This is a genomic window from Rhodococcoides kyotonense, assembly GCF_900188125.1.
Lineage (GTDB): Bacteria > Actinomycetota > Actinomycetes > Mycobacteriales > Mycobacteriaceae > Rhodococcoides > Rhodococcoides kyotonense.
On record NZ_FZOW01000003.1, the window covers coordinates 215,205 to 240,861 of the forward strand.

Annotated in this window: 28 protein-coding genes; 13 read left to right on the top strand and 15 right to left on the bottom strand. The window is 63.3% G+C overall.

What is annotated here, in order from left to right:
* Nucleotides 1–15 precede the first annotated feature (15 nt).
* The 4 genes from CHB96_RS06525 to CHB96_RS06540 all read left to right on the top strand — a co-directional run bounded on the left by CHB96_RS06525 (nucleotide 16) and on the right by CHB96_RS06540 (nucleotide 4,039).
* Complete coding sequence (locus tag CHB96_RS06525; protein ID WP_371828987.1) at nucleotides 16–765, top strand: queuosine precursor transporter; 750 nt, start codon at nucleotides 16–18, stop codon at nucleotides 763–765.
* 124 nt (nucleotides 766–889) lie between these two features.
* Nucleotides 890–1,810, top strand: coding sequence for a reductase (locus tag CHB96_RS06530; protein ID WP_089244742.1), 921 nt, complete (start codon nucleotides 890–892; stop codon nucleotides 1,808–1,810).
* Complete coding sequence (locus CHB96_RS06535; RefSeq protein ID WP_089244274.1) at nucleotides 1,807–3,276, top strand: flavin-containing monooxygenase; 1,470 nt, start codon at nucleotides 1,807–1,809, stop codon at nucleotides 3,274–3,276. The genes CHB96_RS06530 and CHB96_RS06535 overlap by 4 nt, the downstream gene beginning before the upstream one ends.
* 25 nt (nucleotides 3,277–3,301) lie before the next feature.
* Nucleotides 3,302–4,039 (top strand): MerR family transcriptional regulator, encoded by a 738-nt coding sequence (locus tag CHB96_RS06540; protein WP_089244276.1) that lies wholly within the window; start codon nucleotides 3,302–3,304, stop codon nucleotides 4,037–4,039.
* Here CHB96_RS06540 and tgt read toward each other — a convergent pair.
* From tgt to CHB96_RS29590, 8 genes are all read right to left on the bottom strand, one after another.
* Complete coding sequence (gene tgt, locus CHB96_RS06545; protein WP_176444174.1) at nucleotides 3,993–5,261, bottom strand: tRNA guanosine(34) transglycosylase Tgt; 1,269 nt, start codon at nucleotides 5,259–5,261, stop codon at nucleotides 3,993–3,995. The genes CHB96_RS06540 and tgt overlap by 47 nt on opposite strands.
* A 46-nt stretch (nucleotides 5,262–5,307) precedes the next feature.
* Nucleotides 5,308–7,257 carry an ABC transporter ATP-binding protein gene (locus CHB96_RS06550; protein WP_089244280.1) on the bottom strand — a complete coding sequence of 650 codons (1,950 nt, stop codon included), beginning with the start codon at nucleotides 7,255–7,257 and terminating at the stop codon, nucleotides 5,308–5,310.
* A complete protein-coding gene (locus CHB96_RS06555) occupies nucleotides 7,254–8,984 on the bottom strand; it encodes an ABC transporter ATP-binding protein (RefSeq protein WP_089244282.1) in 1,731 nt (576 codons plus the stop codon). The genes CHB96_RS06550 and CHB96_RS06555 overlap by 4 nt, the downstream gene beginning before the upstream one ends.
* Nucleotides 8,985–9,066: 82 nt before the next feature.
* Nucleotides 9,067–11,385 (bottom strand): MMPL family transporter, encoded by a 2,319-nt coding sequence (locus tag CHB96_RS06560; protein WP_089244284.1) that lies wholly within the window; start codon nucleotides 11,383–11,385, stop codon nucleotides 9,067–9,069.
* Nucleotides 11,386–11,396: 11 nt separating this feature from the next.
* Nucleotides 11,397–12,029, bottom strand: a complete 633-nt coding sequence (locus tag CHB96_RS06565; RefSeq protein ID WP_089244286.1) for a TetR/AcrR family transcriptional regulator — start codon at nucleotides 12,027–12,029, stop codon at nucleotides 11,397–11,399.
* A gap of 87 nt (nucleotides 12,030–12,116) precedes the next feature.
* The gene (locus CHB96_RS06570; RefSeq protein ID WP_089244288.1) at nucleotides 12,117–12,572 is read right to left on the bottom strand and encodes an RrF2 family transcriptional regulator; all 456 of its coding nucleotides are present in this window, start codon (nucleotides 12,570–12,572) and stop codon (nucleotides 12,117–12,119) included.
* A 417-nt stretch (nucleotides 12,573–12,989) separates the two neighbouring features.
* Nucleotides 12,990–13,370 (bottom strand): DUF2335 domain-containing protein, encoded by a 381-nt coding sequence (locus CHB96_RS06575; RefSeq protein WP_089244290.1) that lies wholly within the window; start codon nucleotides 13,368–13,370, stop codon nucleotides 12,990–12,992.
* A gap of 29 nt (nucleotides 13,371–13,399) precedes the next feature.
* The gene (locus CHB96_RS29590) at nucleotides 13,400–13,576 is read right to left on the bottom strand and encodes a hypothetical protein (RefSeq protein WP_176444176.1); all 177 of its coding nucleotides are present in this window, start codon (nucleotides 13,574–13,576) and stop codon (nucleotides 13,400–13,402) included.
* 226 nt (nucleotides 13,577–13,802) lie between these two features.
* Between CHB96_RS29590 and CHB96_RS06580 the strand changes: the two genes are divergently transcribed.
* The 3 genes from CHB96_RS06580 to CHB96_RS06590 all read left to right on the top strand — a co-directional run bounded on the left by CHB96_RS06580 (nucleotide 13,803) and on the right by CHB96_RS06590 (nucleotide 15,733).
* Nucleotides 13,803–14,312, top strand: a complete 510-nt coding sequence (locus CHB96_RS06580) for a DUF3558 domain-containing protein (protein WP_176444177.1) — start codon at nucleotides 13,803–13,805, stop codon at nucleotides 14,310–14,312.
* A gap of 27 nt (nucleotides 14,313–14,339) precedes the next feature.
* A complete protein-coding gene (locus CHB96_RS06585) occupies nucleotides 14,340–14,726 on the top strand; it encodes a hypothetical protein (RefSeq protein ID WP_176444178.1) in 387 nt (128 codons plus the stop codon).
* Nucleotides 14,727–14,824: 98 nt separating this feature from the next.
* Nucleotides 14,825–15,733, top strand: a complete 909-nt coding sequence (locus CHB96_RS06590; protein WP_089244294.1) for a sterol desaturase family protein — start codon at nucleotides 14,825–14,827, stop codon at nucleotides 15,731–15,733.
* Here CHB96_RS06590 and CHB96_RS06595 read toward each other — a convergent pair.
* On the bottom strand, nucleotides 15,714–16,403 hold the full coding sequence (locus CHB96_RS06595) for a YceI family protein (protein WP_089244296.1): 690 nt from the start codon (nucleotides 16,401–16,403) through the stop codon (nucleotides 15,714–15,716). The genes CHB96_RS06590 and CHB96_RS06595 overlap by 20 nt on opposite strands.
* A 184-nt stretch (nucleotides 16,404–16,587) precedes the next feature.
* Between CHB96_RS06595 and CHB96_RS06600 the strand changes: the two genes are divergently transcribed.
* The 5 genes from CHB96_RS06600 to CHB96_RS06620 are packed head-to-tail and all read left to right on the top strand — an operon-like array spanning nucleotide 16,588 to nucleotide 20,177.
* Nucleotides 16,588–17,298, top strand: coding sequence for a hypothetical protein (locus CHB96_RS06600; RefSeq protein ID WP_089244744.1), 711 nt, complete (start codon nucleotides 16,588–16,590; stop codon nucleotides 17,296–17,298).
* Nucleotides 17,299–17,318: 20 nt separating this feature from the next.
* A complete protein-coding gene (locus tag CHB96_RS06605) occupies nucleotides 17,319–17,777 on the top strand; it encodes an RDD family protein (RefSeq protein ID WP_089244746.1) in 459 nt (152 codons plus the stop codon).
* Nucleotides 17,778–17,781: 4 nt separating this feature from the next.
* Nucleotides 17,782–18,789 (top strand): PHP domain-containing protein, encoded by a 1,008-nt coding sequence (locus CHB96_RS06610; protein WP_089244298.1) that lies wholly within the window; start codon nucleotides 17,782–17,784, stop codon nucleotides 18,787–18,789.
* The gene (locus tag CHB96_RS06615) at nucleotides 18,771–19,691 is read left to right on the top strand and encodes an alpha/beta hydrolase family protein (protein ID WP_245865314.1); all 921 of its coding nucleotides are present in this window, start codon (nucleotides 18,771–18,773) and stop codon (nucleotides 19,689–19,691) included. The genes CHB96_RS06610 and CHB96_RS06615 overlap by 19 nt, the downstream gene beginning before the upstream one ends.
* 21 nt (nucleotides 19,692–19,712) lie before the next feature.
* Complete coding sequence (locus CHB96_RS06620; protein ID WP_089244300.1) at nucleotides 19,713–20,177, top strand: hypothetical protein; 465 nt, start codon at nucleotides 19,713–19,715, stop codon at nucleotides 20,175–20,177.
* On the opposite strand, the gene CHB96_RS06625 is transcribed toward CHB96_RS06620, so the two are convergent.
* The 4 genes from CHB96_RS06625 to CHB96_RS06640 form a co-directional block, all read right to left on the bottom strand.
* Nucleotides 20,178–20,666, bottom strand: a complete 489-nt coding sequence (locus tag CHB96_RS06625; RefSeq protein ID WP_089244302.1) for an FBP domain-containing protein — start codon at nucleotides 20,664–20,666, stop codon at nucleotides 20,178–20,180. It lies immediately after the preceding gene.
* An 11-nt stretch (nucleotides 20,667–20,677) separates the two neighbouring features.
* A complete protein-coding gene (locus CHB96_RS06630; protein ID WP_089244304.1) occupies nucleotides 20,678–21,250 on the bottom strand; it encodes a TetR/AcrR family transcriptional regulator in 573 nt (190 codons plus the stop codon).
* A 123-nt stretch (nucleotides 21,251–21,373) separates the two neighbouring features.
* A complete protein-coding gene (locus CHB96_RS06635) occupies nucleotides 21,374–22,093 on the bottom strand; it encodes a siderophore-interacting protein (protein WP_089244306.1) in 720 nt (239 codons plus the stop codon).
* A gap of 14 nt (nucleotides 22,094–22,107) precedes the next feature.
* Nucleotides 22,108–22,494 carry a GNAT family N-acetyltransferase gene (locus CHB96_RS06640; RefSeq protein ID WP_176444179.1) on the bottom strand — a complete coding sequence of 129 codons (387 nt, stop codon included), beginning with the start codon at nucleotides 22,492–22,494 and terminating at the stop codon, nucleotides 22,108–22,110.
* Nucleotides 22,495–22,709: 215 nt separating this feature from the next.
* Here CHB96_RS06640 and CHB96_RS06645 point away from each other — a divergent pair, with 215 nt between their 5' ends.
* Nucleotides 22,710–23,675 (top strand): helix-turn-helix transcriptional regulator, encoded by a 966-nt coding sequence (locus tag CHB96_RS06645; RefSeq protein WP_089244310.1) that lies wholly within the window; start codon nucleotides 22,710–22,712, stop codon nucleotides 23,673–23,675.
* On the opposite strand, the gene CHB96_RS06650 is transcribed toward CHB96_RS06645, so the two are convergent.
* Nucleotides 23,639–24,313, bottom strand: a complete 675-nt coding sequence (locus CHB96_RS06650) for an ANTAR domain-containing protein (RefSeq protein WP_089244312.1) — start codon at nucleotides 24,311–24,313, stop codon at nucleotides 23,639–23,641. The two genes, CHB96_RS06645 and CHB96_RS06650, sit on opposite strands and share 37 nt — an antisense overlap.
* A 200-nt stretch (nucleotides 24,314–24,513) precedes the next feature.
* A complete protein-coding gene (locus tag CHB96_RS06655; RefSeq protein ID WP_141136444.1) occupies nucleotides 24,514–25,458 on the bottom strand; it encodes a helix-turn-helix transcriptional regulator in 945 nt (314 codons plus the stop codon).
* Between the last annotated feature and the right edge of the window lie 199 nt (nucleotides 25,459–25,657).

The following is a 25,657-nucleotide window of genomic DNA, read 5'->3' on the forward strand; positions in this document are numbered from 1 at the left end:
ATTTCCCGTGTTTGGATGAACCACGTGACAGCTCAGAATTCCGAAGACAGACCCGACGCCGTGGCGCAGTTCGCGCACGTCAGCCGTGGTTACTATCCGACTATCGTGGCCCTGTTCGCCGCGACCCTGATCATCTCGAATGTGACGGCGAGCAAAGGCGTCGCCTTCTTCGGTGGGAGCGATCTTTTCATCGGCCCCTTCCAGGTGCTACCGATCAATACCGACGGCGCATTCTTCCTCTTCCCGCTCGCGTACATCCTCGGCGACGTGCTCAGCGAGGTGTACGGCTTCAAGGCCACCAGGCGCGCGATCTACCTCGGCTTCGGCTCGATAATCCTCGCGGCCGTGTGCTTCTGGATCGCGATCGAACTGCCTGCGGCGAGTTTCTACGAGAATCAGGAGTCGCTCGAAACCGTCGTCGGTGTCGTTCCTCGCCTGGTCATCGCAGGTCTTGCCGGCTACTTCGTCGGGCAGATGCTCAACTCGCTCGTGCTGGTTGCCATCAAGGAACGCACGAAGGAGAAGCACCTGTGGGCCCGTCTGATCGGGTCGACGATCGTCGGTGAATTCTTCGACACGCTGATCTTCTGCTCGATCGCCGCCGGAGTCATCGGCATCTCGACGTGGGAGGACTTCATCAACTACGTCATCGTCGGCTTCATCTGGAAGACGCTCGTCGAGATTCTGGTCATGCCGATCACCTACCGGGTCATCGCGTACATCAAGAAGCGCGAGCCCAGCTACCAGGAACCCGTCTCCGCCTAGACCCCTCACGCCCGAAGGCCCGGCCGACATCGTCGACCGGGCCTTTCTTCTTGCTTCAATCGAGCCATTGACAAATGGCTCAATGCGCGTGAGTCTGATTGCACGCCGACGACGGGACTTCGACATGGCATTCGATTTCGACGAGATGCTCGTCAAGATCAAGGACAAGCAGTGGGCGCTGGCCGACATCGACTGGGATGCGCCGGGCGCCGACACGATCGGGCCCGAGCTGTGGACGAGACTCAAACCGTTCATGTCCGACCTGGTGTGGATCGAGAACGTCGGAGCCCGCGGTTTCGCCGCCATGGCGAAGAAGGCTCCGACGGACACGCTCGCGGAGATCTACACCTACTTCCACGCCGAGGAACAGAAGCACGCCAATGCCGAACTCGCCCTGATGCGCAGGTGGGGCATGCTCGACGGCGACGAGATCCCCGAGCCCAACGTCAACGTCAAACTCGTCATCGACTGGCTGGACAAGTACTCCGATCAGACGTCGCTGTCCGTACTCGGCACGGTCATCCCGATGCTCGAGGTCGCGCTCGACGGTGCGCTCGTCAAATTCATCGTCGACGAGATCGACGACCCGGTGTGCCAGGAAGCGTTCAAACGCATCAACTCCGACGAGTCACGGCACCTGGCAGTCGACTTCCAGGTCATCGAACTGCTCGGCCACGCGACGATGCGCAGGATCCTCGTCGAGACCGTCGGGGCATGGCTGAAGCCGTCGCTGATCATCGGAACCTTGCGCTACATTCCGCTGCTGAACAAGATGCGCGACAACATCGTCGCGATGGGCGTCGACGAGCAGAAGCTGTACACAGCGATGCGTCGATTCGACAAGGTAGGCGAGAGAAGCGAATTCGCGAAACGCCTTCCCATGTACCGCTTCATCAGCTGGCACGCGAGCGTCGTGATCAACCGGGCGCATCCGTACCACAAGCTCGCCGACACCCTCGTGAAGATCACTGCCAAGTACCCCAGGAAGCTTCTCCGGCCGCAGCCTGCATGGTCCAAGGAACTCACGTACGAGCCCGTCGCATGAGCCTGAGCGTAGCGATCATCGGTGGCGGGTTCGCCGGCATCGGTGCGGCAATTCGTCTGAAGCAGAGGCGAATACGCAACATCGCAATCTTCGAACGCGGCACCGAACCCGGCGGGACGTGGCGCGACAACACCTACCCCGGTGCCGCGTGCGACATCCCGTCCCGCTTGTACTCGTACAGCTTCGCCCCGAATCCCGAGTGGTCTCACACCTACTCGGGCAGCGTCGAGATCCTCGGCTACATCCAACGCATGGTCGACGACTTCGGCATCCGCCCCTTCTTCCGGTTCGGCCACAACGTCACCGGAATCACGTGGAACGACGCAACGTCGTTGTGGGAGATCACGTTCGACGACCAGCCTTCGGTCACCGCCAGGTCCGTCGTGATGGCGTCGGGACCCCTTGCCAATGTCAGCTTTCCGGCGATCCGCGGACTCGACACGTATGAGGGGCGCAAGATCCACAGCGCTCGCTGGGACCACGGGTACGACTTCACCGGCAAGAAGGTCGCCGTCATCGGAACAGGCGCGTCGGGCGTGCAGATAGTGCCAGAGTTGGTCGAGAAGGCCAAGTCTGTCAAAGTCTTTCAACGAACGCCGGGCTGGGTGCTCCCCCGCGCCAACGTCGCGACGAGCAAGACCACCAAGGAGTTGTACCGTCGACTGCCGGCCGCGCAGACACTCGCGCGCAACGCCTGGTTCTGGGGACACGAGTCCGTCGCGCTCGGCGTGGTGTGGAACTCGCCGCTCACTCGCGTCGTCGAAGCCGTCGGCAAGCTCCATCTACGACGCCAGGTCGCCGACCCCAGGTTACGACGCCAACTCACCCCGAATTTCAGGGCCGGCTGCAAGCGTCTGTTGATGACGAGCGACTTCTATCCAGCGTTGCAGAAGGACAACTGCACGCTGGTCACGTGGCCGATCGCAACCCTGTCGCCCAAGGGGATTCGAACGGTGGAGGGCATCGAACATCAGGTCGACGTGATCGTGTTCGCCACCGGTTTCGACGTCTCCAAGACCGGCACCCCCGTGCCGATCACCGGTCGCTGCGGACGTGTTCTGGCCGACGAATGGCGCAGCGGCGCACAGGCATACAAGTCCATCACGGTCTCGGGGTACCCGAACATGTTCTTCACGTTCGGCCCCAATTCCGGGCCGGGCCACAGCTCGGCGCTCGTCTACATGGAAGCGCAGATCGACTATCTCGTCGACGCGATCTCCTACTCCCTGTCGCGGGACGTCGTCCTGGACGTCAGGGCCGACCGGCAGCGTGTGTACAACGAGGACATTCAGCGCCGCCTGCAGAAGACGACGTGGAATTCCGGATGTTCGAGCTGGTATCTCACCGAGGACGGATTCAACGCCACCATGTTTCCCGGCTTCGCTACGCAATACGTCCGCCAACTGAAATCGGTCGACCTCGATGACTACTCCACCAGTCGTTCACGCTCACCCGTTACGGTGTAGCCAACGACGAAAGGGGCGCGGCGAGGTGGAGTATCGGATCGACGAGCTAGCGCACGCCGCCGGGACCACCACGCGCAATGTTCGCGCCTATCGCGAACGCGGCCTGCTTCCTCCACCGGAGAAGCGCGGACGCGTCGGGATCTACGACGACTCGCATCTCGCGCGGCTGAGGTTGATCGATCTTCTGCTGCAACGTGGCTTCACGACGTCGCACATAGGCGACTTCATCTCCGGCTGGGAGAACGGCAAGGATCTCGCCGAAGTTCTCGGACTGCAGAACGCCGTCACCGAGCAATGGGCGACGAGCGACGCAGTGGAGATCCCTTTGTCCCTCGTCGACGAGCACATCGGTGGCGAGCTGCCCAGGCTGCAGTCACTGGGTCTTGCACGCATCGAGGGTGACACGTGTGTCTTCACGGATCCCGAACTGCTACGCGGCTTTTCGTCGCTGACGGGTCACGGATTCAGCGTCGGGCAGCTTCTCGATGTCCACGAGCGTATTCACGCCGCTGTCGACGGTATCGCCAAGGACATGATCCGTACGGCCGAGCGGCACATCGTCGACCGACACGGCGAAGGCTGGCTTCCGGGTGCCGACGAAGTCTCCTCGACGGCTGCGATGTTGACCGAAATGCGCTCTCTTGCGGTCCATTCGGTCAATGCCGTACTCGCGCGGACACTGGACGACAATCTGCAACGGGAACTCGGTGACTACCTCACGACCGCTGTGCGGAATAGAAGCGCCCCAGAAACTCTTCCTTGAACTCGTGGAACCTGTGCTGCTCGATCGACGCACGAATATCGTCGACGAGTTTCACGGTGAACCGTTCGTTGTGGATGGTGCACAGCGTCGACGCGAGCATCTCTTTCGCCTTGAACAGGTGATGGATGTACGCCCGGGTGTAGTTCGCGCACGTGTAGCAATCGCAGTTCTCGTCGATCGGTGTGAAGTCCCGCCGATGCTTGGCAGTGTTGATGTTGAATCGTCCCGTCGGGACGTAGATCGCCGCATTACGTGCCACGCGTGAGGGATTGACACAGTCGAACGTGTCGGCGCCGTTCTCGATGGCCGTGAAGAAGTCGTCGGGCTCACTGATACCGAGCATGTGACGCGGCTTGTGTTCCGGCAGTTCCTCGTTCACCCACCGTGTGATCGTGCCGAGGTTCTGCTTCTCGAGCGCCCCGCCGATGCCGTAGCCGTCGAATCCCCGTCCGGTCTCGCCTTCGATCGTCTCGAGGTCGTGTGCGGCCTTGCGCCGTAGATCCTCGTACTGCGCACCCTGAACGACTCCGAAAAGAGCCTGATACGGCTTCCCGACGCGTTCTGCCGTGAGCCGCTCGTGCTCGAGCACGCACCTCCTCGCCCATGCCTGTGTCCGATCGACCGACAGCTCCTGGTAGCCGCGGGTGTTCATGAGTGTCGTCAACTCGTCGAACGCGAACATGATGTCGGCGCCGAGCTGATGCTGGATCTGCATCGACACCTCGGGGGTGAAGCGATGGCGAGAGCCGTCGAGATGCGATTTGAAGGTGACCCCGTCGTCGTCGACATGCGCGAGTCTTTCCTTGCCCTCGGCGATGACGTCGTCGGATTCGACGCGGGTGGCGTCCATCGAGATGACTTTCTTGAACCCGACTCCGAGCGACATCACCTGAAAGCCGCCGCTGTCGGTGAACGTCGGGCCGTCCCAGTTCATGAACTTGCCGAGGCCACCGGCCTCGTCGACGATGTCGGGGCCGGGCTGCAGGTACAGGTGATAGGCGTTGGCGAGAACGGCCTGGGCGCCGAGTTCCTTCATCGCCTCGGGCAGCACCGCTTTGACCGTCGCCTTGGTTCCGACGGCGATGAACGCCGGGGTGGCGATGTCGCCGTGCGGGGTGTGGATGGTGCCCGTGCGGCCCAGGCGATCGTCGAGCCGGGTGCCGATGGTGAAGAAGGGGTCGTTCGGAGCGCTCACCGGCCCAACCTTAGGCGCTCCCCCCATGTGTCCGGAAATACATAGCCTGCTATGTATTTCCAGACACATGCGCCTAACTGAACTGCGACGCGTACAGCCGGTGGTACGCCCCACCCGCTGCGACGAGCGAATCGTGATCGCCCTGCTCGACGATGTGGCCCTCCTCCATGACGACGATCAGGTCGGCATCGCGGATGGTCGAGAGTCGGTGAGCGATGACGAAACTCGTCCGGTCGCTGCGCAAGGCCGCAGTGGCCTGCTGAACCAGCAGCTCGGTACGGGTGTCGACGGAACTGGTCGCCTCGTCGAGGATCAGGATCAACGGCTTCGCGAGGAACGCGCGCGCAATGGTGATGAGCTGCTTCTCACCGGCGCTGACGTTGTTGCCTTCCTCGTCGATGATGGTGTCGTAGCCGTCGGGCAGCGAGTGCACGAACTTGTCGACGTAGCTGACGCGGGCGGCTTCGTGGATCTCCTCCTCGGTCGCCTCCGGGTCGCCGTACGCGATGTTGTCGCGAATCGTGCCGCCGAACAGCCAGGTGTCCTGCAGCACCATGCCGGTGCGTTCGCGCAGTTCGTCGCGCGTCATGTCCCGGATGTCCTCGTTGTCGACGGTGATTCGCCCGGAATCGATGTCGTAGAACCGCATGATGAGGTTCACCAGCGTCGTCTTGCCTGCGCCGGTGGGTCCGACGATGGCGACGAGGTGGCCGGGCTTGGCGACGAGCGACAGGTTCTCGATCAGCGGTTGGCCCTCGCGGTATCGGAACGAGACGTTCTCGAACTCCACGCGACCGAGGTTGGCGACGGGCAGAATCGGCTTCGCTGGATCCGGATCCTCCTCGTCCGCGTCGAGCAGCTCGAAGATCCGCTCGGCCGACGCGACGCCGGATTGCACGAGGTTGACCATCGACCCGACCTGAGTCAGCGGTTGCGTGAACTGACGCGAGTACTGGATGAACGCCTGCACCTCACCGAGACTCAGTGTGCCCGACGCAACCCGCAGACCACCGACGACCGCGATGATCACGTAGTTGATGTTCCCCAGGAACTGAATGGTGGGCATGATCATGCCGGAGATGAACTGCGCGCGGAAGCTGGACTCGAACAAGCTGTCGTTCCGTTCGCCGAACTCACGCTCGACCTCGGCTTGGCGTCCGAATGCCTTGACGATCTCGTGCCCGGTGTATGCCTCTTCGATCTGCCCGTTGAGTCGGCCGGTGTGCTTCCACTGGTTGATGAAGTGCGGCTGAGACCTCTTGGCGATCAATGCCGTGACGAGCAGCGACGCCGGAACCGTCAGCACTGCGACCAACGCGAGCAGCGGTGAGATCCAGATCATCATGCCGAGAATGCCGAGCACCGTCAGAACGCCTGTGACGAGCTGGCTCAGCGTCTGCTGCAAGCTCGTCGAGACGTTGTCGACGTCGTTGGTGACGCGGGACAGCAGCTCACCTCGTGTGCGAGAGTCGAAGTAGCTCAACGGAAGTCGATGGATCTTGCCTTCGATCTCGCCGCGCAACCGTCGAATGGATCGCTGCAGCGCGATGTTCAGCAGGTAGCCCTGCCCCCACGCGAGCAACGACGACACCACGTACAGCCCGAGGACGAACAACAGCACATTCCCGACGGCCGAGAAGTCGATCCCGACTCCCGGGGTGACGTCCATTCCGGCAACCATGTCCGCGAAGGTGTTCTGCCCGTCCGAACGGAGACCGTCGACGGCCTGCTGCTTCGAGATACCCTCCGGCAGCTGATTTCCCACGACGCCGTTGAAGATCAGGTTGGTCGCGTGTCCGAGAATGTTCGGCGCGGCCACGGACAGCACCACACTCGCGACTGCGGCAACCAGCACGATCGAGATGCGCAGACGCTCGGGCGCCAACATCTTGATCAAACGCGTGAACGACGCCTTGAAATTCAGTGCTTTCGTGCCCGGTGCCACGGCACCGGGACGGCCCGCGGGACCGGGTGCCGCTGGTGCAGAGGGAGTGTCCGACGGTTTGGTTACGGCCTTGGTCATGATGCGGCCACCGCGTGCTGGGAGTCGACGATCTCGGCGTACGTCGGGCACGTCGCGACCAGATAGTCGTGCGTCCCGAGCCCGACGGGTTCACCGTCGTCGAGGACGAGAATCTGATCGGCGTCGACGATGGTCGAAACACGTTGAGCAACAACGATCATGCAGGATTCCTCGATGACGGGCCTCAGCGCCGCGCGGAGTCGGGCGTCGGTGGTCAGGTCGAGCGCGGAGAAGGAGTCGTCGAACAGGTAGATGCTCGGACGCCTAACAAGTGCCCGCGCGATGGACAGACGCTGACGCTGGCCTCCCGATACCGTCGTACCGCCCTGCGAGACAGCCGTGTCCAGGCCGTCGGGCATCTTGCGCACGAAGTCCGCAGCTTGGGCGATCTCGAGCGCCTCCCAGAGTTCGTCGTCGGTTGCGTCGGTCTTGCCGTAGCGCAGGTTGCTGGCGATGGTGCCGGAGAACAAGTACGGCTTCTGCGGGATGAGCCCGATGTTCCGTCGAAGTTCCTCGATGTCGAGATCGCGGATGTCCGTACCGCCGACGAGCACCTGGCCGGCGGTGACGTCGATCAACCGAGGAATCAGGTTGATCAGTGTCGACTTTCCGGATCCGGTACCGCCGATGATGGCGGTGACCTTGCCCGGCTCCGCACGGAAGTTCACACCGCGCAGCACCGGGAATTCGGCTCCGGGGAACGAAAATTCGGCGTCGCGAAGCTCGACGATTCCGGGCGTCGTCACGAAGGACTTGGGCGACGACGGCAGCACCACCGACGACTCGGTGGCCAGCACCTGGCTGATACGGTCGGCGCAGACCGACGCACGCGGAACCATCATCGCGATGAACGACGCCATCATCACCGACATCAGAATCAGCATGATGTAGCTGAGAAGCGCCGTGAGCGAACCGATTTCCATCGTGCCGTTGTTGATCGCATGCCCGCCGAACCAGATCACGGCCACGCTGGTCACGTTGCTGATGAGCATGACCGTCGGGAACATCAGGGCCATCAGGCGACCGACGCGCAACGCCGCTTCCGTCAACGACGCATTCGCGACGCCGAAGCGGTCGATCTCGAAACGCTCACGAACGAAAGCACGTACGACGCGGATGCCGGTGATCTGTTCGCGCAGAACGCGGTTGACCGCGTCGATACGAACCTGCATGGCGCGGAACCCCGGGACCATACGAACGATGATGAGTCCCATGGCGATTGCGAGACCGGGCACCGCGAGAATGAGAATCCAGGACAGGTTGATGTCCTCGCGCAGCGCCATGACCACTCCGCCGATGCACATGATCGGCGCCATCACGACGATGGTGAAGCCCATGACGATCAGCAACTGAACCTGTTGGACGTCGTTGGTGTTTCGAGTGATCAGCGACGGCGCACCGAATTGTCCGACTTCACGCGCCGAGAACGTTCCGACCCGGTGCAGGATCGCCTTACGCAGATCGCGCCCGGCCCCCATCGCGGACTTGGCGCCGATCAGCACCGCGGAGACGGAGCAGACGATCTGCACGAGCGACACCAGAAGCATCCAGCCGCCGGTGGTCAGGATGTAGTTGGTGTCACCGCGCGTCACACCGTTGTCGATGATGTCGGCGTTGAGGCTCGGCAGATACAACGCCGCCGCGGTGGCCACCAACTGCAGTGCGATCAATGCTGCGATCGCCCGCTTGTAGGGAGCCAGATAGGTCTTCAGAAGCGGGATCAGCATGATGGCCGAAGATTACTCGTACACATATCCAACAGTCTCCACTTTTTTGTCGGTGAACGAGAATCCCCGGCCATCGCGCGTTCTAAGCGTGAACCGCTTCTTCCTCGTCCCGCTTCGGTTCCGCCTTGGCGAGCTTGGCGCCTTCGATGTCGACGTCGGGCAGGATCTTGTCCAGCCACTTCGGCAGCCACCATGCCTTGTCGCCCATGAGAGCCATGACCGACGGGATGATGATCATGCGCACGACGAAGGCGTCGAAGAACACCGCGGCCGCGAGCGCGAATCCGATCGACTTGATGAACGAGTCCGGCTCGGCCATGAACGCGGCGAACACGGAGATCATGATGACCGCGGCCGACGTCACGACGCGGGCGCCGTACTTGAACCCGTTGACGACGGCTTCCTTGGCAGGCGTGCCGTGCACGTATTCCTCACGCATGCGCGAGACCAGGAACACCTGGTAGTCCATCGCGAGTCCGAACACCACACCGATGAGGAAGATCGGCATGAAGCTGACGATGGGCTGTGGATTGCTGATCAGCCCGAGTCCACCTTCCTGGAAGATGAACACGGTCGCGCCGAAGGTGGCGAGCACGCTCAGCAGGAAGCCGATGGTCGCGGTCAGTGGCACGAGGATCGACCGGAACACCACCATCAACAGGATGAACGCGAGACCCACGACGACGGCGAGGTACGGCACGAGTGCATCCTGCAGTCGCTCGGACACGTCGAGTTCGAGTGCGGTCTGACCGGTCACGCCGTAGGAGACGCCGTCGGATTCGGCGAAGCCGGGCTCTGCCGCACGCAGGTTGGCGACGAGGTCCTTGGTGGCGTCGCTGTTCGGTTCGCTGGACGGCGTCACCAGGATCTGTGCGGTGTCACCGGCCTCGTTGACGGCGATGATCTGCGCGTTGGTGACGTCGTCTTCTTCGTAGATCGACTCGACGACCTTCGCGAACCCTGCTGTCCGGTCCGCCTCGGGCGCCTGGCTGGCGTCGGCGATGACGAGCAGTGGGCCGTTCTTGCCGGGACCGAAGCCTTCCTCGACGAGGTCGTAGGCCTTGCGGACCGACGTCGACGGGTCGGACGTGGCGATGCTCGGCAGTGCGAGCGACAGTCCGGTTGCAGGTCCGGCGATGACACCGAGCAGTACGACGCCGCCGATGAGGCCGATCGCGGGTCGCTTGACCAGCGCGCGGGCCCAGCGCAAACCGTTGGTCGCGGGTGCGTTCGGGTCTTCGGGATCGGCAGTGTTGACGCCCTTGATCCTGCCGGCGAACGCCTTGCCCTTGAACAGACCCAGCAGCGCGGGCAGGAACGTCAGCGCGATGAGCACTGCGACGAAGACTGCGAAGCCGGCCGCGTAACCCATCTGAGACAGGAACGGAATCCCGACGACGCGCAGCGCGACGAGGGCGATGAGCACGGTGGCACCGGCGAACACGACAGCGGAACCGGCGGTTCCGACCGAGCGTCCGACGGCTTCTTCGCGGTTGTCGGTCAGCGTCAGCTCGTGTCGGTATCGAGCGAGGATGAACAACGAATAGTCGATCGCGACCGCGAGACCGATCATGATCGCCAGGATCGGCGTGAACGTCGACAGATCCGCGAAGCCGGAGGCCGTCGTGATGGTCAGGCTGCTGATGCCGATACCGACGATCGCGGTGATGAGCGGAAGACCTGCGGCTGCAGCCGAACCGAACATGATGAGCAGTACGACGGCTGCGACGGCCAGGCCGACCAGCTCCGACGTCCCACCCGGCGGCGACGCGTCCTGCGCGACGGTTCCGCCGAGCTCGACGGTCAATCCGGCATCGCGTGCAGGCTGAGCTGCCTCGTCGAGTTCGGTGCGCAACTCCTCGGTGACGTCGGCAAGTTCGACGGAGATCGGGACGTCGAGGGTGCCGATCTGCCCGTTCGGACTGAGCGGCGACAGCGCGGCGGCGTTGGCTGCGGCGACGTCTGCAGGTGTTCCGTCCTGCTCGGCGAGCTGGTTGTACTGCTCGACGATTCCCGTGTTTCCGACGACGGGATTGGCCAGCGGCTGAGGGCCATCGGGCTTGGCCGATGCGTCGACCTCGGTGATCTTGTCGATTTCGGCAATCGTCGCATCCATCGCCGCGGTGTATTCGGGGGTGTCGAGCGACTGGCCGTCGGGAGCGGCGAAGACGTATTGGGCGGATACCGCGCTCAGCGGGTCCTCTGCCTGGCCGAAGCGCTCACTCTGCAGGTCGAGCGCTTCCTGGGCGGGCGTGCCGGGGATGTTGAACGAGTTGGCGGTCGGCCCGGACAGCGTGGCTGCGCCGACGCCCGCGAGTACGAGAATCGCGAGCCACAGAGCAAGGACGATGCCTTTTCGCCGGTAGGCGAACTTTCCGATTCGATAGAGATAGGTGGCCACGTGACGGCTCCTCAGTTGGTTTTCGGTTCGCGCGGGTCCGGGAGTCCGGCCTGCAGTTGGTCGAATGCGTCCTCGACTAGCTGTCTGGGCGACAGAGCTCCTGTGGGGTTGTTGGTCCAGATGGTCAGAGCTGCCGCGACGGCTCCACCTACCGCCATTTGCACCAGGTTCGGATAGAGGTCGTGGTCCACATCGGTCCCGGAGCGTTCGGCAATCGCTTCCCCGAGTACCCGGGTCAGCGAGTGATGAACTTCCAACTTCCGTGCCATCACGCTGGGGTTGGCCTCGACGAGCTGTGCGACGGCGAAGGTTTCGGCCAGGTCCTTGTCGGGATCGGTCACTACCGACACGGCAACGTGCCTCAGCGAATCCCAGAGCGGCTCATCCGACGGTCGATCGCGCAGCATCTCGAACCACTCGAGCGCAGAAGCCTCGATGTGATGCAGAACGGCTTCTTCTTTGTTGGCGAAATAGTTGTGGAACGTACGCGTGGACACCCCCGCCTCGGCGGCAATGGCGTCGGCGGTGACGGCATCCAGACCACGAACTTTCGCGAGGTTCACGGCGGCAAGGCCGAGAGCGTCGCGCGTGGCCGCCTTCTTCAGATCACGAAGGCCGGGTGCCGGATTAGTCACGTACTCCAAAGTACGGAATGTGCAGAGTTCTGCAATATTGCAGGAATGTGCATTTATGACTGGTGTGCCACAGCCGAGGTCCGACTGTGACGCAGGTCATCTACGCGCCCAGGCACCCGGGTCGCTGGTCAACTCGTGCACGAAGGTCGGCAGATGCTCGTCGACGATGTCGGCCAGCGATACTTCCTCCAGCACAGCGCGCATGTTCGCCCGCACAGCGAGCCAGACCAGCTGCAGCGGCTGAGCAGGACCCGGATAGTCGATATCTTCGGGACGCTGGCCACGCACCGAGGCCAACGGGCCTTCCACCGCCCTCACGACATCCGCGACCGAAATCTCCGCAGGCGGACGGGCCAGCCAATATCCACCATCGGGGCCGCGTCGACTGCGCACCAGATCCGCCCGCCGGAGATCCGACAACACCGACTCCAGGAACTTGTGCGGAATGTTCTGCGCGCCCGCCAGGGCCTCGGCCTTGCCCGGAGCACCTTCCGTGGACGCAAGCTCGAGCAATGTGCGCACGGCATAGTCCGCCTTGGCGGTAATGTGCACAGCTGATCTCCTTCGACGGGCGTGGCTTAATTCCTACCACTTTTGTAGGAAATGGGCCACTAGCGGACCGTTCGCCCTCTTCGCAGCCTCGGCGTTCCGCCGACCCCCTTTCCGCCGACCCCCCGTTCCGCCGACCCCCCCCAATCCGGAGCGAGGGTGACATTCGGTCACTCCAAGTGACCAAATGCGTCATTCGCTCACCACGCGCCGAGAGTCGAAACTGACCACCGACCCCCAATTCGGAGCGAGGGCGACATTCAGTCACTCCAAGTGACCAAATGCGTCATTCGCTCACCACGCGCCGAGAGCCGAAACTGACCACCGACCCCCAATTCGGAGCGAGGGTGACATTTGGTCACTCCAAGTGACCGAATGCGTCATTCGCGCACCACGCGCCGGGCCCACACAGGTCCGTACTCATCCGTGGGGTTCGCCCCGGCGCTGCAGGAAGCTGTTGATCACCGGCGCAGCCGCACCCAGACCGAATATTCCGGCTCCAGCCGCAGCCAACCAGGTGTCGTCGACCAAGAAAAGTGAGGACGCCACCCCGATCAGACACAACAACGCGAAAATCGCCGCCCACCGTTGCCCGTTCCGATCGAGCCTCGCTGCGGTCTCGACGGCAAGCTCGTTGACCCGTCGGTCGGAGTCCATGTTGGCATGCGCCTGTTCGACAATTTCGCGCGCTAGCCCGGGAAGCACCCTGTCGTATTCAGCAAGTTCCGACGGCGAGGGCAGAGGTGCGCTTCTATACGAAGTAGCGAATGAGAGGGAACCACCATCGAACGGCAGCTCCATCTGCTCTGGTGGCACAACCTCGGTTCGTGTTACCTCGGACGCTTGGACATCTCGCTGCGCAAGGCCTGGCCGACCGTCGCCCACCCTCTCGCGGTCCGCGTCGGAGAGTTGCGCCTCGCCACGGCTGCGGCTTGCTTGGTCCTGACTGCGCCGTTGTTCAGAGCGATCGTGCTGTAACCGCGACCTATCGCTCGAATCATCGTCATGGCTCAAAGTTACCTCAATGCGTATCGACCAGCCCGGTTAATCGACGTGGCGTTCCGTCAATCGATTGGACGAGAACGGAACTCGAACGGTTCCATCGACAATCGGCCAGACAGGAATACGGCGCTGCTCCAGACGGAACCGATCGGTTGCCGCCCGCGTCTAACCTGTCGACCCGAAATTTCCGACGACGGGAGCCCCATGCGAGCCAGGCAGCTCGGTACCTGGATGGCCGCACTCACCCTTGTCGTCGGATGCAATCAACCCGCCGACGGCACAGCAAACCGCGAACCTTCGACGGCAGCAAAGCAATTCGACCCCTGCAGCATCCCCGACGACGCCATCGCCGCGGCCGGTCTAGATCCTGCAACGCGAAGCGCTGGAGCGGGCAACGGACTGACAACGCCGGGCTGGCAGATCTGCAGCTGGGATGGGCCCTCTGGAGATGCCTGGTACTACTACTCCATATCCTTCTCCATGAACCACGATCTGGAGGAAATCCGGCTACAGCCAGGCAACGTCGACCATTCAGAGATCGAATTCGCAGGACGGGTCGGCCTGCAGTATCGAATGGACCTTCGCGAACGCCTGAGCGTGTGCAACATTGCCTTCGATACCCAAGCGGGTGTGGCCGCTGTCATGGCGTCCAGCTTTCGGGCGAGCCAGACGAAAGGCGATCTGTGCGAGATCGTTCGCCAACACACCGAACAGCTCCACGGCGTATTTCCAGCAAGCTGAACCTCAGAACAGGTCGGAGGACACACTGTGGCCACTTACAACCAACTGACACACTGGCAGGATCTCGCGGTTGCCGCAGATGAAGGACAGCTATTTCTGTCGGAGGACGTAGCGCGAAAGTGCGACGACGCCTGCAATCAATACCTCGAGAAACTCGCCGAATCTACGAAATCCGCGCACCTCCTCGCCAACGTCCAAGGCCTGGGAACCCTCGACTCCGGGATCGAGCTGGCGCGCAGGCTGTCGGAGAAGGCCGTCGGCGGCCCGAACAACCTGGTCGACACGCTGGAGGGCCATATCCGCGTCGTCGAGGCGATGCAGGTCGTGTTTCGGAAGTTCTTCGACTCCTACGAGGACGCCGACTCGACTACCGCGACGTCGATCGGCCAGCATTCGACCCGAACCCCGTCCTGACGAACCGGGCAAGATTCCCGGCGACACAACCCTGTGGCCTCAGTCACCCCCGAGCGTTACACTGGAGAAGCAAGTGTCACGCAAAGGGGTGCGGTCAGATGTTCGACTGGGTCGGTTCGGCATGGAATTCACTACCCGAGCCTCTGCGCGACCCGGTGGCCCTGGCGATTCCGGCGTTCGTCGCGCTGCTGGCCATCGAGTGGTTCGCCGCAGCGAAGCTCGAGGAAGGCGAACGCGGCAGTTACAAGGGGGCGGACGCCCGCGCGAGCGTGGGCATGGGCCTCGTCTCGATCGCGACGACGACAGCCTGGAAGACACTCGCGCTCGTCGGCTACTCCGCCCTCTACGCCTACGTCGCGCCGTGGCATCTGCCGGCCGACGCCTGGTACACGTGGGTGATACTGATCGTCGGCGTCGACGTGCTGTTCTACACCTACCACCGCATCGCTCATCGAACCCGCATCATCTGGGCGACGCATCAGGCTCATCATTCCAGCGAGTACTTCAACTTCAGCACGGCTCTGCGGCAGAAGTGGAACAACAGCGGCGAGATCGTGATGTGGCTTCCGTTGCCGCTCATAGGGATTCCGCCATGGATGGTATTCGTCGGCTTCTCGATCAACTTGGTCTACCAGTTCTGGGTTCACACCGAACGGATCGACAAGCTACCGAGAGCATTCGAGTTCGTGTTCAACACACCGTCGCATCACCGTGTACATCACGGTCGAGATCCGCAGTACCTCGACAAGAACTACGCGGGCATCTTCATCGTCTGGGATCGGATGTTCGGTACGTATGCGGACGAAATCGAAAGGCCGCATTACGGTTTGACGAAACCTGTCGACACCTACAACATCTGGACGCTCCAGACACACGAATACCGCTCCATCGCAAGGGATGTAGCGGCATCGCGGTCGTGGCGTGAACGGCTCGGATTCGTCCTCGGCCCGCCGGGGTGGACACCGAGCAGGCCGAGGCGAACGGAAACTAGTTCGAGTTCAAGTTGATCAGGAAGTCGACGGATCCAGAATCCTCGACGGTCACGAATCCCAGTGACGGCGGTTCGATTCCGTAGTCGGCCCACGTCGTCGGAATGCTTCCCGACGCAATCAGCGTGTCACCGGACTGCAGCACCTCGATGTCCACGGACACCGGACGCGTCTGATCCTTCAGCGTCAGCGTTCCTTCGGCCGTGACCGTCGTCGTGGTTCCGTCCTTCGGAACGGACGACAGGTCGACCGGGGCGTCGAACGTGAATGTCGCCGTCGGGTAGGTCGCGGTGTCGAAGATGTTGCCGCGGAATTGATTGTCGCGGCGGTCACTGTCGGTGGTGATCGAATTGGTCTGCACCACAACCTCACCCGCAGTCAGCGCATTGTCTGCGATGGTCACGTCACCGCTGACTTCGGTCGTCGAACCGACGACGGTCACGTCGGAACCGTTCAGGACCTCGTCGACGGTGTACCCGGCAGCCGTCGTGTTCGAGGCGTCTCCCGCGACGATCGTCCAGGTCCCATCGATATCGTCCACGGAAGCAGCCTGTGCACCCTCCGTCGACACCGTTGCCGCTGGAGCGTCGTCCCCCTGGAACGACGCATAGATCTTCGGACCGAAGAACGCACCGAGTGCAATCACTACGACGACCACCGCGCCGACTATCCACCATTTCTTCGTCATGCCCGCCGATATTAGTTGCACCTTCAACTCGATGGGGGTTCTCTCGCCTGGCAACTTCCTGAGAGCTTTGTCCGGATCAGCTCCGGATGGATTGCAGAGACAAATCACTGCCCCTGCTGGAATGATCGAATTCTCGTGCCGCACCGCGCGGCCGGGGCCGCATCGCTACCGAGGTGGTGAAACAGTGCCCGACGACGTGCATCTCGTGAGCTTGGCGGTCGGAACGGTCGCGACGGCCGCCGACGCCGCCCGCAGGACCACGCGCGCACTCGCCCGAGTTCCGTTGATCGGCGGAAGCCTGCGAACACTGTCCGCGCGGGGCGAACGTACCGTCGTCGCCGCAACAACCGTCGCCGACGCGCTCCTGCGTGCCCTCGTCGTCAAGGTCGTCGCCGCTGCTCTCGAGGAGATCGATCTGACTCGGCTGATCCGCGAGAACGTCGACATCGACGCCATCATCGAAGGCGTCGACCTGGACAAAGCCGTCGCCCAAGTCGATCTCGACCAGGCCGTCGCACGAGTCGACCTCGACAAAGCGGTGGCACGGGTCGACCTCGACGCAGCCGTCGCTCGCGTCGACCTCGACAGAGCCATCGCACGGGTAGATCTCGATGCCGTCGTCGACACCGTCGATCTGGACCGCCAGGTGTCGCGCGTCGACCTCGACGGCGCCGTCGCACGCGTCGACCTGATCGCCCTTGCGAACTTCGTCATCGACGGCGTCGACCTTCCCGAGATCATCCGGGAGTCGACGGGTTCACTGTCGGCCGAGGCCGTCCGGGGCGTCCGAAGCCACGGCATGCAAGCGGACGACGCAGTCTCACACTTCGTCGGGAAGCTGTTCGGACGAGAACAGCGCACCGAATCCGGCCCGACACCTCAGGCCACCACGTGACCCTCCCACGCGCCGAGGACATGCGCCCGGCCGGCATCGTCACCCGCGGGGTCGCAGCCGTCGTCGATCTCGCGGTGGTCGGTGTCCTGATGGGGTCGGTGTACATCGGGTCGGTGTTCGTCCAGCTGCTGTTCGATCCGCAGTCGGTCAGCTTTCGATCGCCTGCGGTGTTCATGTCGATCACGGTGTTCGTCGTCATCGCCATCGGATATCTGACTCTGTGTTGGGCGACGACGGGTCGCACCGTCGGGGCGATCGTGATGGGCGTCCGCCTGGTCACTCCTCGTCACGGCCTCTTGCGCTGGCCGGTGGCGGCACTGCGGGCATTCCTGTGCGTCGTATTCGGTTTCGGGCTGTTGTGGGTGGCGGTGGACCGTCAGCGACGCTCGTTGCAGGACATCGTGCTGCGCACTTCCGTCGTCTACGACTGGCAGTCCAACACCGGGATGGTCGATCCGCACGCGGTTACTGGACAATAGGGACATGGACCCGATCCAAGCTCTCCGCGAGATCGCCTATTGGCTCGAGCGGTCACGCGCGGACACACACCGCGTCAAGGCGTACAGACGAGCAGCCGACGTCGTCGAATCACTCAGCGCGGCACAGCGTTCCGAGCGGGCGAAGCAGGATTCGTGGTCGGCATTGCCGGGCATCGGCGCCAAGACGTCGTCGATCATTCGGCAGGCGCTCGCCGGTGACGTTCCCGAGTACCTCGCCGAGAAGCGCGCCGAAGCCGAACCGATCGGCGAGAACCATCTCAGGGCCGCGCTCAAGGGTGATCTCCATACGCACTCCAACTGGTCCGACGGCGGCAGCCCGATCGACGAGATGATGCGTGCGGCCAAGCAACTCGGCCACGAATACTGCGCTCTCACAGACCATTCGCCTCGACTCACCGTCGCCAACGGGCTCAGCGCCGAACGTCTGCGGAAGCAACTGGATGTGGTCGCCGAACTGAACGAGCAACTCGCACCGTTCCGAATCCTGACCGGCATCGAAGTCGACATCCTCGACGACGGCAGCCTCGATCAGGACGAAGGACTGCTGGCGGAACTGGATATCGTTGTGGCAAGCGTGCATTCGCACCTTCGTGCGGACTCCGACACGATGACGCGCCGCATGGTCAACGCCGTCGCGAATCCTCACGTCGACGTACTCGGTCATTGCACCGGCAGGCTGGTCACCGGCGGTCGCGGGACACGACCCGAGTCGAAGTTCGACGCCGACGTCGTCTTCGAGGGCTGCAAGCAGTACGGCACGGCCGTCGAGATCAATGCGCGACCCGAGCGTCAGGACCCTCCCGAACGGCTCATCGACGCTGCACTCGAACGTGGCTGCTTGTTCTCCATCGACACCGACGCGCACGCGCCGGGCCAGCTCGACTGGCAGGGATACGGCTGCATTCGGGCCGAAGACAGAGGCGTGCCCGCAGACCGAATCATCAACACGTGGCCCGTCGACACGCTGCTCGAGTGGGCGGGCGACCGTTGACGGTACGTCGAATCTTCGTACTTCTCACGGCAATTGCGTTCGTTTCAAGCTGCGCGGCCCCGGCCGAACCCGCCGCAGAGCAGACACTTCCGCCCTCCCCCGCATTGATCGCCGCACCGTCGAACGATCCGATCCGCTTGCTGTACGGACCGGATGCGGACAACGTCGGCGATCTCTATCTGCCCGACAACGACGCCGAGTCGCTTCCCGTCGTCGTCATGATTCACGGCGGCGGATGGCAGAAGGCGTTGGGGTCGTCGTACTTCGCGCCGATCTCGAGGGCTGTTGCCGATCAGGGAATTGCGGTGTGGAACATCGAATATCGCCGTGGGACCGGCAATTGGATCGACACACTCGCCGACGTCGACAACGCAACAGAAGCACTCGCGACGACGGTTCAGGAAGCCGCGGGGGGCCGACTCGATCTCGACCGGGTGCATGTCGCAGGGCATTCCGCCGGGGGCCAGCTCGCGGCCTGGCTGGCGGGCAGACACACGCTGCCGTCGTCGTCACCCGGTGCGCAGCCGCGCATCATGCCTCGCAGCGCGACGGTCATGGCCGGTGTATTCGACATGGCCCGCGCCGCGAGCATCGGCGGCGACAAGTTCGTGCCTGCGTTTCTCGGCGGGATGCCCGACCAGGTCCCCGACCGATATCGGGTCGCGTCGCCGATCGATCATCTGCCGATCGGTGTGCGCGTGAGCGCGCTGCACGGCGACAGCGACAAGACTGTCTCGGTGAACCAGAGCACGGTGTACGTCGACGCGGCACGTGCCGCCGGTGACCCCGCCGAACTGACCGTCCTTCCCGGAGTGGGCCACGACGATTTCGTGCATTCGGACTCGGTCGCCTGGTCGACGGCCATCGACACCATCACCGACCACGCCGCGACGCTCGATTGACCGGTCTGGTACACAGTCCGAATGAAGAGAACGGTCTGGATGGGCGCTGCCGTCGTCCTCGCGCTCACCGGTTGCGCGCCGGAGACGTCCGAGCCTGCCGACCAGGCGACCGCAACCCCGTCGTCGACGACGGTTCGGCAACCCGCGACGGCCGCCGAACCGTCGGCGCAGATCCCGGCCGGGACGCCCGCCGTCTCCGAGGCGGCGGAGACACCCGCGGTGCCTGCTCCCCTCCCTGCCGAGTCGCTCCCGGTCGAGACTGCGGCCGACAACAGGCCGCATGGCGAGCAGCTCTACCTGGAGACCTGCAGGCAGTTCAAGACCGCGATCGATGCCATCGCGGTCACCGGAGCTGCGACGCGTGAGCAGTCGGTCACCGGGCTGACCGAGAAGTTGCAGTCGGGACCGAGTTGGTCGACGCTGTCCGACGACGACCAGCAGCAGATCCTGCGCGGTCTCGACGCGGCCGGACGTGGCGCCTGCTGATCAGCTGCTCAGGCGGGCGATGAACGCTTCGACGTTCTCCTGGACGCGGACGGCACGCTCCTCCGGCGACAGGTTCTCCCGGTATCGATTGCCCAGCGCAGGCGTCTTCTTGCCGCGCGCGTACAGCGAACAGAGCAGGTCGGTGCACATGTAGGTGCCGACGGTATTGCCCTTGCGCCCGGAGTCGCCGGTCTTGCGTGCCGTCATCAGCGAGACGGCGCCGCGGGAATGCATCGTCAGACAGACGGTGCACATCTGCGCCCGGTCCGAACCGCCGGATTCATGGCGCAGCGCAACGCCGACGAGACCCTCCGGCCCTGGCACGACGATGTAGCTACGTCCGGCATACGACGGGTCCGACCAGCCGAGGAAATCCAGTTGCTCCCAGTCGGTTCGGTCGAGATCTCTCGGTACGTTCAGCCGCTTCGCGTCACCCTTGGAGCAGTTGACGAACGACGATCGAATTTCTTTCTCGGTTACAGGTTCCATCTCGTTTCTCCCTAGGTCTTGTCCGGCCAGTTCGAGAGTGCGTGATGCAGCATGTCGAGCATGCTCATCCACGACTCCTCCGAAGGGCGTGGAGTGTGACTGAATCCGCCGGCCGATTCGAGTGCAATGAAGCCGTGAAAAGCGCTGCCCAGCACTCGAACTGCATCGGTCTCCGCAGGTTCGGGTAAGTCGTACGCGCGCAACACAGCTCGTGACATCTGCGAATGCCTCCAAGCGTCACTGACGGCGACGGCATCCGAGTCGAGCTCGAATTGTGTTGCCGCATAACGTCCCGGATGCTCCCGCGCATAGTCGCGGTACGCGCCCGCGAACGCGACGAGCGCATCCTTGCCCGCTCGCCCGGCCAACGCGTCGGACACCCGGTCGGCGAGTTCGGCAAGCGACGCGACGGCGACGCGTTGGCGCAGATCCCGCAGGTTCTTGATGTGCGAGTACAAGCTGGCGTCCTTGACGCCGAACGAGCGCGCCAACGCGAGCACCGTCAGATTGTCGAAGCCGATGTCGTCGGCCATGTCCGACGCCGCCTCGATCAGACGCGTCGCCGTGATCCCTGCCCGTGCCATAGCTCCCTCGCCAATTACCTAGCGGTCATGGCTTATTTCCTAGCCACCCTAGGAAGGGTACAGGCGTCCGGCATCGCGCGCCAACGAATTACCCCCGACGCGTGGGAGAAGAGGGGGCGCGACCTACTTCCAGTACGCCTGGGCCTTGATCGACTCCTTGGCGACACCGTGGGTCGTCTTCAGCGTCTTGACGATCGAGCGGGTGGTCCGGCCGTCGCAGGCAACCCAGGCGAACACACCAGGCGGAGGCGTCAGCGATTCGGCCGCTTCTCGAAGCAGACGACCGTCGTCGACGCGTTCGAGCCATGTCACCTCGTGAGCATCCCCCGCGCGCACCGGTAGCGTCTTGTCCGACTCGAACTGCCATTCCAGCCACACCCTGGCCGGGATGTCGCCGATGGCGTCCAGCAGGGAATTGATGGCGGGCAGTGATGCGGTGTCACCGAAGAAGACGTACTCCGACGGCCTCGGTTCGGGCAATACGAAGCTCGACGACCCGCTGCCCTTCGCCATCAGGCTGGCCTCGAGAATATCGCCGACCTGGGCGTTCTCGGCCCACTTCGACGCGGGACCGTAGTGCAGCGCGAACTCGATCGCGAAGCTGTCGGTCGCCGGGTCCTGCTGGACCAGGGTGTAGCCGCGCTGGCGTTCCTTGCCGGTACCGTCGTCGAACCACAGGCGTATCCACTGCGTCGGGTGAACCGGATTCGCGGCGAGTACGCCGTCACTCGAAAACCCGATTCGGATGTACTTGTCCGTGACCGGTTCGACCGACGTGACGGTGAGCTTGTAATTCTCGGCCCGCCACGCCTTCATGATGATGCCCTCGACCCCTTTACTCATGAGGGCAGGGTAACCTAATCAGCGGCGTAAATGCGTTCCATCGGTCTGGTCCCGTCGGCCATCACCCATCCAGCGGGTCTGCGATCGACGAGTGTCCACCCCGACCGCTCGTACAGTGCGATGGCTGCACCGGACTGCTCGACGACGTCGAGCATCAACACACGCCGCGCCGCATGGGAACGAATTTCCTCCAGCAGCGACACCCCCACCGCGCGACCTCTTCCCGACGGCCGGACGAACAGCCGAGACACCCACAACGCGTCGTCGCGACGTACGACGACCGCTTGGCCGACAACAGAATTCGAGTCGATCGCTACCCAGGCCCCGTCGATGTGCGGCGGCGTCAGCCACGCCTCGGGGTCGTCGGGCCACGCGTGGGGGTAACCATCCGACTCGTGCACGTCGCGGAGTGCACGAACGCACTCGGGGAGATCGGAAACATACCGTGGCCGCACATGCACCGGGCGAGGCTACCGCGTCGGCGCGCGTGTATCGGTATCCGGGCGACGAGAGTAGAAAGGTAGTACGAGACGAAGAACCACCCAAACCTGCCGAACTCGAGCACCACAGTCGTAGCGATCCTCAGGCGAGCATCAATTCGTCCTGAAGGAGCACGATGAAAGATCGAGGTAGAGAGGATCTCGACTTTCGAAGCGCCGATCTCGGTGAGTCGGAGGAGTTTCTCAGTGCGACCTACGCACGCATGCGCATCAGCAGCGACAGTCTGCACTCCCGCACCGGTGTGTCGCGTCGCTGGTTGGGGCGCTTGAACTTCGACGACCTCGACGTCGACTACGAGATGGACTACGACGCGGACCCGTTGCACCGGTTCTGCCTGGTGCGGGTGCAGCAGGGGTACATGGAAGAGGATTACATCGGAGAACCGTCCGATATGTTCTTCCCCGGCGACGTGACGTTGTTGTCTCCCCCTGATCTACCGTATTCCGGGCGTACCCGAGGGCGGTACGACCTCTCGATGTTCGACACGACGTTGCTCGACACCGTCGCATCGTGCCCTCTGTCGAATCGTCGGTGCGGCGTGAATCTCACGGGTCATCGGCCCGTGTCCGACGCCGCCGAGCGCGGGCTCGGCGTGCTGATCGACTATGTACGCAGAGATGTACTCGAAAGTCCCACGGCGCGTTCGTCACCGCTGGTGGTATCGACCGTCTCGGCGCATCTCGCGGCCACCGTGTTGGCGACCTTCCCCAACGACGCTGTCACCGATCCTACTGCAGGAGATCGTAATTCGGCCACGTCGGCGCTGCTTCGACGTGCCGCCGACTACATCGAGGAACATGTCGACACGGAGATCACCCTCGCCGACATCGCCGAAACCGTTTGTCTCACACCGCGTGCCGTCCAGTACATGTTTCGTCGGCACTGGGACTGCACCCCGATGGAATACGTGCGACGGGTGCGACTCGATCACGCGCACCGAGACCTGAGCATCGCAGAACCGACCTCGAACACCACGGTGTCCTCGATCGCGCATCGTTGGGGCTTCGTACATTCCGGGAGATTCGCCGCGTTCTATCGTCAGACCTACGGCCACGACCCGTCGCAGACGTTGCACGAGTGAACCGCCTGGGGCGCGAACCCGAGCAGCCTCGACGCGGCGTCGGCGTCGATGCGGTGGCGTTCCATCAGCATTCCCTTTGCCAGCTCGGCGATTTCCTGCCTGGCCAACGAGCTGAAGAACGCAGCCTGAGGTCGACTGCCGAAAAGGCGGGCCCATTCGTAGGCCGCGCATGCTGCACACGACATTCCCACCGCGATGGACTCGCCGTCGAATGCGTTCGCCTGTTCGGCAATGACATTCAGGGTGCCGTACAGCCCGACGGCGGTGAACGTCTCGAGCGACAGAAGCGAACCGACCGGTGTCTCGGCCAACACAGCGGACCGATACGCAGGCCACCGCGTATCGGTCGCCATGTCGTCGACGACCACCACGTCTCGATTGTCTCGACCCCAATCCAGGCACGGCCCCTGGAGGAGGTACTGGGAAATCTCGTCGAGACGCACCGAAAACCGGTGTGACGACGCAATCGTGGTGATCGTGCGACCCTCCTCCACGATCGTGAATCCAGCGTGTTGGGCGCCTGGCACGACCCGAGCGCTCACTTGCACGATCTCATCGACACCGGAGCCCCCCTCTAGCTCCGGTCGCTCGTTCATCGTGCGAGCAAGTCGCGCCAGGCGCTGGTTCACGTCGTTCACGATCGATCCCCCCTGGCTCGTTCGGATATTCGATTACGACATCCACGATAACGCCTGTCGAACACACGACAGCGCGACCCGAAAAGGGGGCTGAAGCACGAAATCTACTGCACGACAGCACGTTCTACGAAGGGCTCTCTACCGAGCTTCGTTTCACGACCCCGAATCGGCCCCGAACACTGCGTATCGTGACCCCGCGGTCACGTGTGCAACGTCGATCGCGGCGATCGTCCGTACGCCTCTTCGTACAGGGCCACGAACCTGCTGACATGAGCGAATCCCCATCGCGTGGCAATCGCTTCGATATCCGTGCCAAGACCGGGATCGGCGGCCTGAAGCTCCCGGTGTGCTGCGTCGAGGCGCGTGCGCCGTACGTACGCCGTGAACGTGGTGCCGACGTGGCGCAGAAAAGCGTCGCGCAGCGCCTGTGGGCTCACGTGGGCGGCTTCGGCGACCGCGACGAGATCGATGTCGGCACCGATGTGAGCGTCGATGAACGCGATTGCCCGACGCACGGTCGCCGGGTGCGCATCGTGGTGATCCTGCGGCGTCGACTCGGTTCTCGCCGAGTTCGGATACGCCTGCAGCACGCTGGCGGCAATGATCTGACTGGCGGTCGAGGCGACGAGGGGCGAAGGCTCCGTATCGGAGAGCACGGTCCCCCGCACGTACGCGATGCTGCGTCGTAGATCGTGTGCGGCTTGCGCCGAGATGGGCCGATTGTCGAGGAGACGCACCTGCCCGTCTCCACCTGCCTCGGGCGCCGCGACGCGCGTGAGCAGAGACGGATCGAGAAGGGTGAACTCCAGACGAGGCGCGTGCGCGAGGCCGCTGTACGGCAGGCCGGGCCTGCTGATCAGGAATTGGTCGCCTGGCCCGAACGTGTCGTCGCGCCCCTGGCCGGTGTCGTCGATGGTGTTGGACAGAATGTCGCAGATGATCAGATGGTCGGGCGGCTCGGCGGAGTAGCCGATGTCGAACGTGTAGTCGAGATCGTCGAAACCGACCGCGGGTGAAATGGCGCGTCGGCTGATCCGGGCGCGGGTCAGATCACCGACAGCCTCGATGCGCATGGTCGAATACAGATCGCTGACCAGTTCTTCGATGCGACCGACATCGGTGCTGTCGAAGTCCAGGGGTTCCATTCGCATCGTTCCCCGAGAGTGATTGTTCCTACGCAGTACAGCTTCAAACTACTCCTGCGGTCCGGAACCATCAGAGGAGAAAGACACCGAAACGAACGAACCCGGCCCTCTGTCGAGGACCGGGTTCGGTCTGGCGGTGGCGGAGGGATTTGAACCCTAATCGCCGCCTTGGTCAGCGGCTTACACGGCGCTTGAGCAG

Coding starts and splice junctions, on each gene's coding strand:
- CHB96_RS06525 (WP_371828987.1), top strand. CDS start 16: ATGAACCACGTGACAGCTCAGAATTCCGAAGACAGACCCGACGCCGTG.
- CHB96_RS06530 (WP_089244742.1), top strand. CDS start 890: ATGGCATTCGATTTCGACGAGATGCTCGTCAAGATCAAGGACAAGCAG.
- CHB96_RS06535 (WP_089244274.1), top strand. CDS start 1,807: ATGAGCCTGAGCGTAGCGATCATCGGTGGCGGGTTCGCCGGCATCGGT.
- tgt (WP_176444174.1), bottom strand. CDS start 5,261: ATGGGGGGAGCGCCTAAGGTTGGGCCGGTGAGCGCTCCGAACGACCCC.
- CHB96_RS06550 (WP_089244280.1), bottom strand. CDS start 7,257: ATGACCAAGGCCGTAACCAAACCGTCGGACACTCCCTCTGCACCAGCG.
- CHB96_RS06555 (WP_089244282.1), bottom strand. CDS start 8,984: ATGCTGATCCCGCTTCTGAAGACCTATCTGGCTCCCTACAAGCGGGCG.
- CHB96_RS06575 (WP_089244290.1), bottom strand. CDS start 13,370: ATGGAGCTGCCGTTCGATGGTGGTTCCCTCTCATTCGCTACTTCGTAT.
- CHB96_RS29590 (WP_176444176.1), bottom strand. CDS start 13,576: ATGACGATGATTCGAGCGATAGGTCGCGGTTACAGCACGATCGCTCTG.
- CHB96_RS06580 (WP_176444177.1), top strand. CDS start 13,803: ATGGCCGCACTCACCCTTGTCGTCGGATGCAATCAACCCGCCGACGGC.
- CHB96_RS06590 (WP_089244294.1), top strand. CDS start 14,825: ATGTTCGACTGGGTCGGTTCGGCATGGAATTCACTACCCGAGCCTCTG.
- CHB96_RS06595 (WP_089244296.1), bottom strand. CDS start 16,403: ATGACGAAGAAATGGTGGATAGTCGGCGCGGTGGTCGTCGTAGTGATT.
- CHB96_RS06605 (WP_089244746.1), top strand. CDS start 17,319: ATGCGCCCGGCCGGCATCGTCACCCGCGGGGTCGCAGCCGTCGTCGAT.
- CHB96_RS06610 (WP_089244298.1), top strand. CDS start 17,782: ATGGACCCGATCCAAGCTCTCCGCGAGATCGCCTATTGGCTCGAGCGG.
- CHB96_RS06620 (WP_089244300.1), top strand. CDS start 19,713: ATGAAGAGAACGGTCTGGATGGGCGCTGCCGTCGTCCTCGCGCTCACC.
- CHB96_RS06625 (WP_089244302.1), bottom strand. CDS start 20,666: ATGGAACCTGTAACCGAGAAAGAAATTCGATCGTCGTTCGTCAACTGC.
- CHB96_RS06630 (WP_089244304.1), bottom strand. CDS start 21,250: ATGGCACGGGCAGGGATCACGGCGACGCGTCTGATCGAGGCGGCGTCG.
- CHB96_RS06635 (WP_089244306.1), bottom strand. CDS start 22,093: ATGAGTAAAGGGGTCGAGGGCATCATCATGAAGGCGTGGCGGGCCGAG.
- CHB96_RS06645 (WP_089244310.1), top strand. CDS start 22,710: ATGAAAGATCGAGGTAGAGAGGATCTCGACTTTCGAAGCGCCGATCTC.
- CHB96_RS06655 (WP_141136444.1), bottom strand. CDS start 25,458: ATGGAACCCCTGGACTTCGACAGCACCGATGTCGGTCGCATCGAAGAA.